Origin of the sequence: Bacillus sp. PSXD-155, assembly GCF_049310765.1 — a bacterium.
Taxonomy (GTDB): Bacteria; Bacillota; Bacilli; order Bacillales; family Bacillaceae_G; genus Bacillus_A; species Bacillus_A cereus.
Map to the genome: position 1 here is coordinate 1 of NZ_JBMOWC010000043.1, position 14,903 is coordinate 14,903.

Here is a 14,903-nt window from a genome sequence, read left to right on the forward strand (position 1 = left end):
TTCGGATTCATGAAAAGGATTTTAATGGATTAGTTTGATTTGATATAAAAAGAGGACGCATTTTTATTTGCGTCCTCTTTTTATGATAATTTATTTTACAAGTTAAGAAGAATCTTTGATCATCTAAATAAATTCTATCACCCTATTAGGAGATGCTAGTAGAACAATATGGACTTTTATTTAGTTCATTTTCTAACAGTTCGTTTAATTCAATACTATAGGCAAGCATAGTACTTAGTTCAGAACCTTCTTCTATTGTTTTATTGATAATACTCTTTCTTGGTACTATTCTAAGTATTTTTCAGCTAGGTAAGAGGGGTATGTTGAAATAGGAGGGCCCATCTTAAAGTAGGATAAATTGGTCTTTGAAATCGGTATACAGTTCTTTAATAAATATAGTTTTTGCAATATATCTTTATCTATGGGATGAAGCATATAATCTGTCATGATGAAATAATTGTGATGGTAGATAAATACTTTTCCTTCTGGTAAAACCGCGTGACGAGATAAATTTGGATAAATAGGTGGTCCATCTGAAAATTGATTTAAACTACGTTGTGAAACTTTAATAATTTCTTGAACTGAAAATTTAAATTTGCGAAATGCAATGGTGTCAATAAATGGACGTTTTTGATTATTTTCTATATAAAATAACTCTCCTTTTTCACTTTTCACAACCCGTAGATTTGGAATTGACTCTGTAAGGGTTATGGGGGGCCCTTCTGTATATTTGTAGATAAATGGATCGGGAATTAAGACAATTTCATTTTGATTATATTTGAAGTAAGAAAGCATATCTTTCGAAATAAGCCTGCGTTTAAAGTTATCAATTAAAAATACTTCACCTTGTGAATTACTAAATAAAATACCATTTAAATCTTTTGAAGGGAGGTTAGCATATAGGTTTTGGAAAGAGAATGGTGTTTTAAAAGTAATATCGAGCACTTTGTTAATGGGATAAAAAGGTTGAAATGTATTTAGGCGTTTCCAAAACATTGCATCTCCAGCAAACCAATATAAAGGATTTGTATCCCAATATCCACAGTACTTTTCATAGACTTTTAATAATATTCTTCTAGTATGCATAATTGAACAATGATCTACAACATTAGCAGCTGTATATAAAATTTCCGAAGCTTCTCTCACAAATTCATTTGTAGGTTGTAGGTTATAATCAACATATTTTACGTATTGGGAAGAGTAGACTACATCAATTTCAGGATGTTTTTCTAAGAAAGACAACATTTCAGCTAATCTGTTTGGAAGGTATATAGTATCATCTGTTAAATAGCAAATATAATCCCCACAAGTTAATGGTAGTGCCTCATTGATAAGTGTTGCATATCTTGTAGTTTTATATCGTTCATTATCTTGTATAAAACTATTCGTATAAGTAATTCGAGGATCCTCTAGATAATTTTTTATGACATTTATAGTTTCTGGACAGGAGTTATCATCCATAATAAAAAGTTCCCATTCTTTATAAGTTTGCATTAGAACACTTTCAATAACTTGATTAATTAATGATGGCTTATTATAACTAGTAAGGATAATTGATATTTGGGGTTGCAAAATCTTCACCTCTATTGAGAATATTGAATGTGTTTTTCTAGTGAAATCTAATAATTAAAGCTTTATCGACACTTTCTTTTTTATACTTAAATAATTTATGACTTTTTCATAGATATGGTATGGACTATAGTGGAGAAAAAAGAGACATGGGTGAATATAAATACTGCTATTAATTTTTTATAGATAAAGAAACCTTTTTTAAAATTATCGGAACGGTTTGTCCTTTCTATTTATATAATAACGTAACTGTTTTTGTATTTATTGATAAGGAGGAGAGAGAGATTTGCCTAAAATTTCAGTTATAATGACAAGTTACAATAAGCCTGCGTTTGTTGAAAAATCTATATTAAGTGTATTAAACCAAACCTTTCAAGATTTCGAGCTTTTTATAATGGATGATGATTCAGATGAAATGACCCAGAAGGTGATTCAACCATTCATAAATAATGAAAATGTACATTTTTATAAAAGTAATGTAGCTCATATTTCTGAAAGGACAAAAAAAGTAAGATATGCCGCTTTAATTAATGAGGCACTTAAGCATGCTAAAGGAGAATATATAACTTATATTACAGATGATAATCAATATGAAGAAGAACGTCTTAAAAAGATGTCTAGTTATCTTGATGAGAATAAAGATGTTCAAATTATTTATTCTGCATCAAAAACGATTCATATAGATGAAACAGAGATGCCTATTAAAACGGTTGAGAGACCTGCAAAAAAAATTACGAATAATGCTCCATGTACAATTGATCATTGTTCTATTATGCATAGAGCATCTGTTTTACCAATTCTTGAAAAAAGGTGGAATTCTTATTGGGATGAAGATCCTCAGTTTTACCGGATAGGAGATGCACGCTTCTTTTGGAGATTAAATCACTATTGGGATTTTTATCCCTTAGATGAAATTTTAGATATCAATTATATTACTCCCCATTCAATACATGCGCAGTTATTTGCAGAAGAAAAAAATGAATTTGTGCAATTATTACCACCACAAAGAACATGCAAAGAATTAAGGGAAGACTTAAGAAGAAAAAGAGGGTGAAAAATTGAGTGACATTTATTTGAAAAATTACTGGCTATTAAATTTAGAGTATATAAATATTTTTTCAAGGTTAAAGCATTATAATATTCCTTTACCATTACTGAGTAATTTTTATCAATATTTAGATGAAGATATAAAAAATAAAATGAAAGATAATAATTTTTACAAGCAATTGTCAATTGAGCCAATAGCAGAAACACAGTTACAGTTAGAGTTTGAAAAAATAATGTCTGTATTTCAATCAAAAATAAAAAGAAAAAACCAAAATGGAGCAATCCTCCTAAATTCAGATTATCTCCGTTTTTCAGTAAGTAACTTTACCCACTTTAATCCAAATCAAACAAAGATATTAACTAGATCAAAAAAGACCGAACTCTATGGTCTTCCTACAGTTTGTGCACCAGATTATATAAATAAATCTGCTAATACCGCACATGTTTTTATAGAAAAAGCTAAAGAAATCTTTTTAAAGTTTAATAAGCACCCACTATTTTCAAACCTCTTTTTTCAAAAAAAATTACTAAGCGACCTTCCTATCATGATTGAGAAACTTAATATGGCTCATTTTATTTTTAAAGAACAAGATATTTCTGGTGTGATTGTCGGTACTACGGAAGATATAACAAGTAGAGCTCTTACTTTTCTTTCTAGTAGTGAGGGTATACCGAGTTATTGTCTGCAGCATGGTGCAGTAATGGGGGAAGAAGCATACTTTCCGGTTTTCGCAACAAAACAGGTCGTATATGGGAAATATGAAGAAGATTGGTACCTTCAAAAAGGGGTCAGTGAATCTCAAATCGAAATACTAGGGCACCCCAGATATGATGAGATCTTTGATAGAGTATATATGGATAAAAAGAATCTTTTTAATAAATTAAAAATAGACCCCTCTACAAAAGTGGTTTTTATTGCAACCCAGCCATTTAAAACTTCATTTTATACTGAATTGACAGAAAAGTTAGTGGAAGAAAAAAATATTACGGTCATTATAAAGCCACATCCTTGGGAAAAAGGGCGTAATTTAGTGGGAGAATATATTAAGTTAAGTAACTTATATCCTAATGTTAAATATATAACAAATGAAGTAAATATATATGATGTTATTTTACATGCAAATCTTGTGGTTATCTCAAATTCAACAGTGGGATTAGAGGCAATGTTATTAGATATACCTGTAGTTGTTTATAAATCTTTATTAGAGGAAAGGGATTATAAATATTACGATACATTAGATTGGCTTGTAAATCATTCTATGGAGGATATGACTAGCACGATTAAAAAGGTTCTAAATAATCCTTTACAATCAAATTTAGCAAAAGAATTAAGAAGAAAATTTATTAATGAAAACTATCCGCAAGAAGCATGCACAAAAAGATTAATAAATTTAATTCAAATTGAAAAAGATTAAAATCGTCACCATTTATAAATATTTGAAGTAAAAGATTATATCCTCAGTTTTCAATGATTAATATGTATTTTAAACTTGCAATAGAAACGTATGTTTCTATATCCGGCAAACTAGTTTATCTCTCAACAAATGGATTGCCTATGGAATTACAAACAAGTTGAAGAGAGGTTTTTTGCTAAAATTATTTTTTAATATGAGGAGGTATATATTTTCATGTTTTTTAAAGATAAAAATGTTTTAATTATTGGTGGAACAGGAACAATTGGAAAAAGCATTCTTTCTAATGTTCTACAGGAAAAGCCAAAAGTGGTAAGAGTTTTTAGTAGAAGTGAATACAATCAATTTTTATTACAAGAAGAATTTAGGGATAAAAATCGAAATATTCGTTATTTAATTGGGGATATTCGTAATTATGATCGAGTATTTAGTGCGATGGAAAATATTGATTATGTATTTCATGTGGCCGCGATGAAGCATGTTTCGTTTTGTGAATATAATCCGTTTGAAGCAGTTTTGACCAATATTTTTGGAACACAAAATGTAATAAAAGCGGCAATTGCTCAGAAAGTAAAAAAGGTAGTTTTTACAAGTTCTGATAAAGCGATTTCACCAACAAATAATTACGGTGCAACAAAATTGACTGCTGAAAGATTGATTACGTCAGCGGAATATTCAAAAGGTTCAAGTGAAACGACATTTACAAGTGTTCGCTTCGGAAATGTGATGGGATCAAGAGGCTCTGTCATTCCTTTATTTGAAAATCAAATTAAAGAAAACCAAAAAATAACTGTAACGGATCTTAGTATGAGTAGATTTATGATGACACTGAACCAAGCAACTATGTTAACAATTGAAGCAATGAAAATAGCAAAGGGTGGTGAAACTTTTATATTAAAAATGCCAGTTATTTCATTAAACGATTTAAGTGAAGTGATGATAGAAGAAGTTACAAAGTTATATGGATTGTCCAAGGAGAATATTAAAATTGAAGAAATTGGTTTAAAACCGGGTGAAAAAATGTATGAAGAACTTATGACACATGATGAATCTTTACAGGCTTTTGAATTACCAGATATGTTTATCATTCCTAGCCTATTAAAAAAGGGTACTCAATATGAAAATGCAAAAAGGGCGAAGGCAGGCTTTTACCGTTCTGATAATCAAAATGCTATTTCAAAAGAAGAGCTTAGAAATTTAATATTAAACCAGCAGCTATTAACAGGAGGGGAGAAAATATGAAAATATTAGTAACTGGTGGTGCAGGTTTTATTGGTAGGTGGGTTGTAAAGAGATTATTGCAGGATAAGCATGAAGTATGGATATTAGACAACTTAGCAAATTCAACTACTGCAAATATTACCGAGTTTGCACACGATCTAAATTTAAAACAATGCATTCAAGGAGATATTAAAGATAAAAAATTAGTTGCTCAATTATTTGAAAATAATTCATTTGACCTTTGTTATCATTTAGCAGCGAGTATCAATGTTCAAGATAGTATAGATGATGCTAGAGCAACTTTTGAAAATGATACAATAGGTACTTTTAATTTGCTAGAACAATGTCTTAATTATGATGTCAAAATGGTCTTTATGAGTACTTGTATGGTATATGATAAAGCTACTAATATACAAGGGATATCAGAATTAGACCCAATTAAACCAGCCTCTCCATATGCGGGATCAAAAATTGCTGCTGAAAACATGGTTTTATCTTACTATTATGCTTATAAGCTACCAGTAGTGGTTATTCGCCCATTTAATACGTATGGTCCATTCCAGAAAACAGGTGGGGAAGGTGGGGTTGTTGCCATTTTTATAAATAATAAATTAGATAATGTACCACTGAATATATATGGGGATGGAAAACAAACGAGAGACCTTTTATACGTTGAAGATTGTGCAGATTTTGTTGTGGCAGCAGGATACTCTGCAAAAGCAAATGGTCATATTATCAACGCTGGAACAGGGCAAGATATATCCATTAATAAATTAGCAGAATTGATTTCGGGAAATAAAGTAAGCATTCAACATGTAACTCATATCCATCCGCAAAGTGAAATTCAAAAATTATTATGTAACTATGAAAAAGCAAAAACAATATTAAACTGGGAACCAAAAGTTTCTTTAGAAGATGGAGTTATTAAAACAGAAGAGTGGATTAAATCTTTAAAAATTAATCCTAAGGAGAAAGAGTAATGGTAAGGGGAATCCTCGGTATGCATGGAGGAAAGCCTGTTAGAGAAACTTATTTACCATATGGTCAGCAACAAATTGATGAATATGATATTCAGGCTGTTGTAGATGTATTAAAAGGGGATTTTTTAACAACAGGACCAATGGTTCAACAGTTTGAAGAGGCTATAGCGAAATATGTGGGAGCAAAATACGCTGTTTCCTTTTCAAATGGTACAGCTGCATTGCATGCTGCCTGCTATGCAGCAGGCATAACTGAGGGAGATGAAGTAATTACAACTCCGATGACATTTGTAGCAAGTGCAAATTGTATTTTATACCAAGGGGGAAAGCCGGTATTCGCTGATATTGACAATGGAACATATAACATTAGTCCTAAATCTATAAAGGAAAAGATTACAAACAAAACAAAGGCTATTATTCCCGTACACTTTACTGGGCAGCCTGTAGAGTTAGAAGAAATACAAAAAATAGCAAAAGAAAACAATTTGATTATCATTGAAGATGCAGCCCACGCATTAGGAGCCACATATAAAAATAAAAAGATTGGTTCAATTGGTGATATGACAATGTTTAGCTTTCATCCGGTGAAACATATTACTACCGGAGAGGGGGGGGTAATTACCACAAATAATCCTCTGTTTTACGAAAAACTTTTTCAATTCCGTACGCACGGAATTGAAAAGAATCCTCGAAATCTTCTTGAAAATCATGGGCCTTGGTATTATGAAATGCAATTCTTAGGTTACAACTATAGAATAACGGATATACAAGCTGCTCTTGGCTTATCACAGTTAAATAAATTAGACTCTTTTATTAAAATTCGAAAGAAATATGTAGACATTTATAATAAAGAATTTAGTTGTTTATCTGAAATCATCATACCAAAGCAATTGCCTCAAACCGATTCAAGCTGGCACCTTTATATTATTCGTTTAAATACTAAATTATTAAAATGTAATCGAAAAGAAGTTTACGAGGCATTACAAAGAGAAAATATCGGTGTGAATGTGCACTATATACCCGTACATTTGCAACCGTTTTATCAAAAATTAGGTTATGGAAAAGGTATTTGTCCGCAAGCAGAAAATGTATATGAGGAAATTATTACGCTGCCTCTATTTCCTAAAATGACAGAAGCTGATGTGTGGGATGTAATACAAGCTGTGAGAAAAGTTCTTTCGTTTTATAGAGTTGCTAAAAATTAAATGAAAGGGGTGTTATTAAAATTGCAAAACCAAAAATTGTTAAGAGCAGTTACAAAAGGTGACATTAAAAAAGGAGAGATTATTACAGCTAATAAAGTAACAATGGAATTAGATGTTGTAGAAAATGCGCTGACCGAGCTTGAAGCAGAGGAATTATTACCTCAGGTAGCTGTATATAATTTGTCTGCAGGTACCCCAATAACAAAAGAGGTTATTGAACCTCCAAAGGTAGTAATAATTGTACTTTGCCGCTTAAAATCTACTAGGTTACCTTTAAAGGCAACATTGCCAATACACGGAGTTCCTTCCATTGAACGATGTCTTATAAATACATTAGCTATTCCAGGAAAACACCAGGTCATACTTGCTACTTCAGATATTGCACAAGATGACCCTTTGGAAAAATTTAATTTAGACGGGAAAGTTAAGATTTTTAGAGGTGATCCAGAAAATACCGCTGATCGCATGTTCCAAGCTGCAAAACAAGAAAATGCAAATATTGTCATACGGATTACAGGGGATTGCCCAGCTGTGTCACCTGAAATAAATACTTTTTTACTAGATGAACATTTGAAAAGTGGTGCAGACTATACACAGGCAGAGTTAAGTACGTTACCTGTTGGAACAGCAGGTGATATTTTTACATTAGAGGCAATCGAACGATTACTACAAACCCCAAAACCTTTAACTTATGCAGAATACCTTCCGTTTTATTTTATTAATAATCCACATTTATTTCGTATCAATGTAGTGAAACTTCCTCCAGCAGTTTGTTATCCTACTTGGAGGTTAACATTAGATGAACAACCAGATTTAGATATGTTCAATGAACTTTATAGAGGTCTGAATGTAAAATCTAAACCTTTATTCTTTCATCAAATAAAAGATTACATCCTTCGAAACCCTGAACTTATTGAAATTAATAGTCATGTAAAATTGAAATGGGCAAATCAACAATCATTAGTAGATGAGTTAAATAGAGAAACGATATTATAAATTAATAAATTGTAGTGCTTTTAGTGAGGAGGGAGTATCTTGCTTGAGAAAAAAATTGCCTTTCGCGCCGACGCATCTATTGAAATAGGTACCGGTCATATTATGCGTTGTTTAACACTGGCCCACGAGTTACGGAATAAAGGTGCTCAAGTATATTTCATTTGTCGTAAGCTAGAAGGTGATTTACATCAATATATTTTAAATAAGGGATTTTGTGTGTTTGTATTAGATGGAGATGGTGAAAATACAAATTTCTTAAGTTCAGAACACGGGAGTTATTTAAATTGGCTCAAATATCATTGGTTTGTTGATGCACAGCAGACCAATGATATTTTGTCGCAACTTCCCAAGTGTGATTGGTTAATCGTTGATCATTATGGATTAGATAATAGGTGGGAGTCTGCTTTAAGAAAAAGTATAAGGAAAATCATGGTAATCGATGATCTTGCAAATCGAATGCACGACTGTGATTTGTTACTAGACCAAAATTTATACGATAACCCTAATGATCGCTATAAAGATTTAATACCAGAGCACTCATTAGTAAAATTGGGGCCTAAATATGCTATATTACGGCCAGAGTTTCATGCTGCTAAGAAATTTTCACGAAAAAGAACAGGAGAAATTGAGAGGATTTTTATTTTTTTTGGTGGGCATGATGTAACAAATGAAACATTAAAAACATTAAGAGCCTTACAAAATATAAATCAAGATAACTTAAAAATAGACGTTGTGGTAGGAAGCCAAAATCCGCATAAAGAGGAGATTCAAACTTATTGTAAGAGTGTTTCTAACGCTTCATATTATTGTCAAATAGAAAATATGGAAGAGCTTCTCGTACGAGCGGATTTAGGGATAGGAGCTGGAGGAACAACCACATGGGAACGCTGCTTTCTTGGATTACCTTCTATTACAATTACAACTGCCCAAAATCAAATTGAAGTAACCAAGGCTGTAGCAAAGGTTGGAGCTACATGGAATATTGGTACAGCTGAAAGTGTTTCGGATAAAGCAATTATGGAATGTCTAAACAAACTTTTATCAAATTCTAAAATAGTGAAAGAAATGTCTAATAAAGCTCTTTCTATACAGTGTGCCAGTAATTCAAATGAAATAGCAAAAAATATTTTAGGAGGATAGTATGTTAGATATTGAGGATTTTCAATTGGAAAGGTTAGAAAAGAAAGATTTAGAACTTATTTTAAATTGGCGGAATGCAAAAGAAATACGTTCAGTTATGTATGAAGATCATCAAATAACAATAGACGAACATTTAAAGTGGTATGAAAAACTCGTAATGGATGAAACAAAGGTTGCAAGAATATTAATATATAAAGAAAAACCAATTGGATTTGTTAATTTTACAAAAATAGATGAAATGAATCGAACTTGTTATTGGGGATTTTATATAGGTGAAAAACAAAGTGTAAGATGTGCCGGAACTGTATTAGGTTTATTAGCATTAAATTTTATTTTTGAAATTAAAGACATACACAAAGTATATGCAGAAATAATAGAATCAAACTGTATTAGTTTAAATTTTCATCAGAAACTTGGTTTCCAAGAAGATGGAAGATATGAAGATTATATTTATAGGGACAATGATTATATAGATGTCATTACAATGACCTTGTCCCGTGAACAATGGGAGGAAAGAAAAGAAGCTATAAAAATAGAACTTGAAGGTGAAAAAAATGAGTAATGTATATATCGGAGGTAGAGAGATTGGCAATAGTTTGCCACCATTTATTATTGCAGAAATGTCAGGAAATCATAATCAATCATTAGATAGAGCGTTGAAAATTGTAGAGGCAGCTGCGGAGGCCGGGGCACAAGGATTTAAAATTCAAACATATACACCAGATACAATGACTTTAAATATAGAAAATGGTGATTTTTCAATTCACGATACGAAAAGTTTATGGAAAGGCAAATCACTTTATCATTTATACAAAGAAGCATATACACCATGGGAGTGGCATAAACCAATTTTTGATCGCTGTATAGAGTTAGGGATGATACCATTTAGTACGCCTTTTGATGAAACAGCTGTAGACTTTCTAGAGACATTAAATGTTTCATGTTATAAAATTGCATCTTTTGAAAATACTGATATCCCCCTCATACGTAAAGTAGCCGCAACAGGAAAACCAATAATTATTTCGACAGGTATGGCTTCAATTGCCGAACTAGATGAAACAGTAAGGGCTGCGAGAGAAGAAGGGTGTAAAGAACTAATTCTATTAAAATGTACGAGTACGTATCCTGCGTCTCCAAAATCTACAAATATAGTTACCATACCTCATATGAAAGAGTTATTTAAATGTCAGGTGGGTTTATCTGATCATACACTGGGTGTAGGAGTATCTGTAGCGAGTGTTGCCTTTGGGGCCACAGTAATTGAGAAACATTTAACGCTCTCGAGGTTGGATGGAGGAGTTGACGCTAAATTTTCAATGGAACCAGCTGAATTTAAATTATTAGTAAGCGAAACTGAAAAAGCATGGGAATCTTTGGGGAATGTATATTATGGACCTACTGATATAGAAAAAGATTCTTTAAAATTTAGAAGATCATTATATGTAGTAGAAAACATAAAAGCGGGAGAATTCTTTACAAATGAAAATGTTAAAGCTATTAGACCAGGGAATGGCTTATTACCAAAACACATATCCAAAATTATTGGGAAAAAAGCGAATAAGGATATCGAAAAAGGGACGCCTGTTTCATGGGATTTAATTTGATATCGAGGAAATGAGAGTGTTTATAGAAAGATTTATAACAAAAATACTATTTAAGTAGAGAATAAATTTTAAAGGCCCTGTTTAAAAACAGGGCCTTTAAAAAGGGCATAATATTTAACAACTGAAGGTACCTTCATATTACCATTATTGGAATATAGATACCATATGTTAGGTGTTGAGAAATAAAAAGTTCATTCGGCACAACAAAGTGGCCAGCGAAGCTAGCTAAACACTTGTTGCACAAAAGAAAATTAGGCCCTGAAAGTAATAGATATGTAACCTAAAGTTACATTTATAGTGTTAACAAGCTTGCATATATTATACGAAAAGGTATCTAGTAAAAAATTTATTTTGTAGAAATAAAAAAGAAATTGTCACCGGATCACCTTTTGATAAAACAGCGTACTTTCAAACATAATATATTCAAATCCTTATGATATATGTAAATAAAAGAGCAGCTAGTGAAAGCTAGCTGCTTAATACAGAAAAGAGAAGAACTACAGGGACGTTTAAATGAGTTCTGGCTTTCGCCTATCTTTAGTATTGACGGAATGTTTAGTTTTATGCTGAAAAACTTAAGAAGAGCATCTATAAAAAGACCTCTTTAAGGAAGAAATGAGATATTGAAAAGTGAATTAGGTTTTTAAAATTCAAGAAAATATATGACTATTTCATCATAATGTGACGATGAAACATAAAATAGTAGTTAACAAACTGGCCAGTATGGAAGCACAAACTTTGCATTTCAGCAAGGTAGGAACTATTTAATTGGTTTTGTACTGTTAATATTAGTTGCAAGTATTGATTGGGATCAATGGCAAAATTTATCTTGTCCAATGTATATTATTGGATTTGCATCAATTGTTATATTAAAAATACTACCAGAATCAACATTTACTCCCGTTAAATTGGGAGCAAAAAGATGGTTTCAATTTCCTGTTATTGGTCAAATTCAACCATCGGAGTTTTTCAAAATTGCACTAATTATATTTGTCGCAAATTTAGTAATGAATCATAACGCTAAATATATGATTCGGACATATAAAACTGATTTCCTGTTGGTTGGAAAAATTATGTTAGTCTCAATTCCTCCTATTGCTCTGGTATATAGCCAGCCAGATACAGGGATGGTGTTCTTATACGCAGCATCTATTGTATTTATTCATATCAGGGATTCAAAAGAAATTAATTGCATTTTGTACATTCATTCCGGTAACTCTACTATCTACATTAATATTTACATACGTAAGATATCCAGATTTTTTCTTTAAAGAATTAGTTACTAGGTTAAAACCTCACCAACAATCACGCAGTATAGGTTGGCTGAATCCAGCTGAAAATACAGATCAAGGGTATCAAACGCAACAATCTCTTTTAGCTGTTGGAAGTGGCGAATTACATGGAAAAGGATTTGGTCAAGGAAGTGTATATATTCCTGAAAAGCATACTGATTTTATTTTTGCTACCATCGCTGAAGAAGGTGGATTTATAATAGCGGCTCTCGTTGTATTGGTCTTGTTACTTCTTATATATCGAGTAACTATAATTGCTTATTCAGCAGAGAATCTGTTTGGTACATTACTATGTGCGGGGCAATTAGTGTTCTAACACTTCGAATCTTCGAAAATATTGGTATAATGCCAGTAAAAGGAATTGCACTTCCTTTTTTATCATATGGAGGAAGTTCACTGTTTTCAAATATGATAATGATCGGGCTTATCTTATCGGTGCATAAAAATTATAAAAAATACATGTTTCAAGTGAAATAAAAGTTAAGAATATGTTATAGATTAATTTGAAGAAATCCCCTTGTGCATCTATATGCACAAGGGGATTTCTATTTTAATAAAGCTGTGACTGTAAAATAGTTGTTATAAAGTGGATTCTCTTATGAAAAGTATGCTGTGTTATCACTTTTGTATGAATTTTTTCAACCATTAATCTTTTTGAAATCGTGTCATCCAAATAAAGAGATACTTTATTTAAACAGTCTTCAAAGCTGTTATAGGATATAATTTCATCTTTATTGAAGAACGATAAAAGATCAGACTTTTCTTCAATAATTTGAAAGCCTTGGCAAGCGGCAATATCAAACGTACGATTATTAATAGTATTATTTTTTACTTTATTTTTATTTTTATTTTGTGGAAATAGATGACTACGATGAGGATTTAAAATAAGACTAGCGTTGTTATAATAGAGCGCAACTTCTTGAGGTGGAATCCATTCTTCTATAATTTTAATTCTTCGGTGATTTTTCCATTTTTTTAATAACTTATTTCTCCAATGTCGGCCAATAATAGTATAGTGATAGGGGGTATTTTCTAAAAGGAAATGTATTAATTTTACTCGGTTTGGATAAGGATAGCCAATGAATAATACCTCACTTTTATATTTTATATTTTTTAGACTAGGTTTAAATACGTCTATATTAGTTGCTAATGGTAAGTGATATACATTGGTATATCCTAAAGCTGTGTAATATTTAAGTGCTTCGCTATCAATAGTAAATATAAAATCAAAGTTATTTAATAGAAGAAGAGAAGTATCTATATAAAATGGATCCTCAGTTAACCAGACAGCTAATTTAATGTTCCATTTTTTAAAATATTGAATTGCTTTTTGTGGTAGATGATTACCTAATAAGGTGAATACAATATCGGGATGAAAAGTTGTTGTAATGAAATCCAATTGTTGTATTAATTCACTCGGTTGTATCGCTAACCATTCGAAATTTTGATCTATAAGTGTTCCTTGTATGCTTTGATCTAGATATTGATAAATTTTTGAGTAACCAGAAGTAATGTATAAGAGTTTCATATTTCAACCCCTGCTTTAGGTTTAAAATATATTATGAGATAAACGTAACACTTTCTATTTCTTTACAACTAATTTTAGTAATACTTGTAGTAGGAGGAGTAACTGAATTTTCCTCTTCTAATGTGACGATACAAGTATTAGGGTTAAAATTTGTAAAAATAGCAGGTCCAATAATATTCCCAGATTTACCAGTCACAGTAACGACTTCGCCTGGCTGTAAATTTTTAAAAATACTACATACTTCACCTGAACAACCAAATAAATTGCATAAGAACAAATTTATTCCTCCTTTAAACAATATACTATATCATATGAAGTTTTGTAGAACGATGTGTAGACAAGTAACCTTTAGAAGAGAAAAAATTTAAATTAAAGCAATTTATTGAAATAATAGGTCAATAGAATGTTACATCTCAGGGGATACTGATTAGATTTTTCATGAAAAAAGACATTCATTAGAATGTCTTAAATATGGATTAAGCTAGAAAAATATGAATCATTTTAAAGAGTGGTTAAAGTAACACTTTCTATATCTTCACAACTTATGAATGTAGTATTGGTAGATGAAGGGGTTATCACATCTTCTTCTTCCAATACTACTGCACATATATTCGGAAAGAACAGTGAAAAAGTAGCAGGTCCAATAATTTGACCTGATCTAGTAGTAATTGTAACAACTGTTCCCGTTGGCCACGAAGAGAATAGAAAACAAGCTAAACCTGTACAATCTGCCATAATAAATCCTCCTAACTTTAAGTTTTAATTGAAGTAATAAAGTCCAAACATTTTATAGTGTATGTGGGAGTAACATGAAGTGCTTGGACTAATAGAAATCACTTTCTGGTTTTATCTCTTTATGATCAATGAGATAACTATTAAATCCTACAATACAAAGGTTTAATAAATACA

At 31.3% G+C, this 14,903-nt stretch carries 13 protein-coding genes and 1 pseudogene; 10 read left to right on the forward strand and 4 right to left on the reverse strand.

From position 1 onward, the window contains the following. Positions 1 to 285: 285 nt before the first annotated feature. Positions 286 to 1,572, reverse strand: coding sequence for a glycosyltransferase family 2 protein (locus tag ACO6VI_RS26450; RefSeq protein WP_161520237.1), 1,287 nt, complete (start codon positions 1,570 to 1,572; stop codon positions 286 to 288). A 283-nt stretch (positions 1,573 to 1,855) separates the two neighbouring features. Here ACO6VI_RS26450 and ACO6VI_RS26455 point away from each other — a divergent pair, with 283 nt between their 5' ends. The 10 genes and pseudogenes from ACO6VI_RS26455 to ACO6VI_RS26500 all read left to right on the forward strand — a co-directional run. Continuing rightward, positions 1,856 to 2,623 (forward strand): glycosyltransferase family 2 protein, encoded by a 768-nt coding sequence (locus ACO6VI_RS26455; protein ID WP_001124407.1) that lies wholly within the window; start codon positions 1,856 to 1,858, stop codon positions 2,621 to 2,623. A gap of 4 nt (positions 2,624 to 2,627) precedes the next feature. After that, positions 2,628 to 4,031 carry a CDP-glycerol glycerophosphotransferase family protein gene (locus ACO6VI_RS26460; RefSeq protein WP_161520217.1) on the forward strand — a complete coding sequence of 468 codons (1,404 nt, stop codon included), beginning with the start codon at positions 2,628 to 2,630 and terminating at the stop codon, positions 4,029 to 4,031. A gap of 213 nt (positions 4,032 to 4,244) precedes the next feature. Further along, positions 4,245 to 5,270 (forward strand): SDR family NAD(P)-dependent oxidoreductase, encoded by a 1,026-nt coding sequence (locus ACO6VI_RS26465; protein ID WP_161520218.1) that lies wholly within the window; start codon positions 4,245 to 4,247, stop codon positions 5,268 to 5,270. Next, a complete protein-coding gene (locus ACO6VI_RS26470; protein ID WP_000699376.1) occupies positions 5,267 to 6,229 on the forward strand; it encodes a dTDP-glucose 4,6-dehydratase in 963 nt (320 codons plus the stop codon). The genes ACO6VI_RS26465 and ACO6VI_RS26470 overlap by 4 nt, the downstream gene beginning before the upstream one ends. Then, complete coding sequence (gene pseC, locus ACO6VI_RS26475) at positions 6,229 to 7,434, forward strand: UDP-4-amino-4,6-dideoxy-N-acetyl-beta-L-altrosamine transaminase (protein WP_161520219.1); 1,206 nt, start codon at positions 6,229 to 6,231, stop codon at positions 7,432 to 7,434. The genes ACO6VI_RS26470 and pseC overlap by 1 nt, the downstream gene beginning before the upstream one ends. Next, entirely contained in the window at positions 7,435 to 8,430 is a 996-nt protein-coding gene (locus ACO6VI_RS26480; protein ID WP_161520220.1) for a cytidylyltransferase domain-containing protein, read from the forward strand. It begins immediately after the preceding gene. 39 nt (positions 8,431 to 8,469) lie between these two features. Next, on the forward strand, positions 8,470 to 9,570 hold the full coding sequence (pseG, locus tag ACO6VI_RS26485) for a UDP-2,4-diacetamido-2,4,6-trideoxy-beta-L-altropyranose hydrolase (protein WP_161520221.1): 1,101 nt from the start codon (positions 8,470 to 8,472) through the stop codon (positions 9,568 to 9,570). Position 9,571: 1 nt separating this feature from the next. Beyond that, a complete protein-coding gene (gene pseH, locus ACO6VI_RS26490) occupies positions 9,572 to 10,132 on the forward strand; it encodes a UDP-4-amino-4,6-dideoxy-N-acetyl-beta-L-altrosamine N-acetyltransferase (protein ID WP_161520222.1) in 561 nt (186 codons plus the stop codon). Then, positions 10,125 to 11,174, forward strand: a complete 1,050-nt coding sequence (gene pseI / locus ACO6VI_RS26495; protein WP_000073381.1) for a pseudaminic acid synthase — start codon at positions 10,125 to 10,127, stop codon at positions 11,172 to 11,174. Before pseH ends, pseI begins: the two co-directional genes overlap by 8 nt. Positions 11,175 to 11,884: 710 nt before the next feature. Next, positions 11,885 to 12,943 (forward strand): annotated as a pseudogene (locus ACO6VI_RS26500) (FtsW/RodA/SpoVE family cell cycle protein); the annotation flags it as partial. A 73-nt stretch (positions 12,944 to 13,016) separates the two neighbouring features. Here ACO6VI_RS26500 and ACO6VI_RS26505 read toward each other — a convergent pair. From ACO6VI_RS26505 to ACO6VI_RS26515, 3 genes are all read right to left on the reverse strand, one after another. After that, complete coding sequence (locus tag ACO6VI_RS26505) at positions 13,017 to 13,994, reverse strand: CgeB family protein (protein ID WP_000772272.1); 978 nt, start codon at positions 13,992 to 13,994, stop codon at positions 13,017 to 13,019. A gap of 31 nt (positions 13,995 to 14,025) precedes the next feature. Then, positions 14,026 to 14,271 carry a CGEA protein gene (locus tag ACO6VI_RS26510; RefSeq protein WP_150157956.1) on the reverse strand — a complete coding sequence of 82 codons (246 nt, stop codon included), beginning with the start codon at positions 14,269 to 14,271 and terminating at the stop codon, positions 14,026 to 14,028. A gap of 224 nt (positions 14,272 to 14,495) precedes the next feature. Further along, positions 14,496 to 14,729, reverse strand: coding sequence for a hypothetical protein (locus ACO6VI_RS26515; protein WP_000752669.1), 234 nt, complete (start codon positions 14,727 to 14,729; stop codon positions 14,496 to 14,498). Positions 14,730 to 14,903 lie beyond the last annotated feature (174 nt).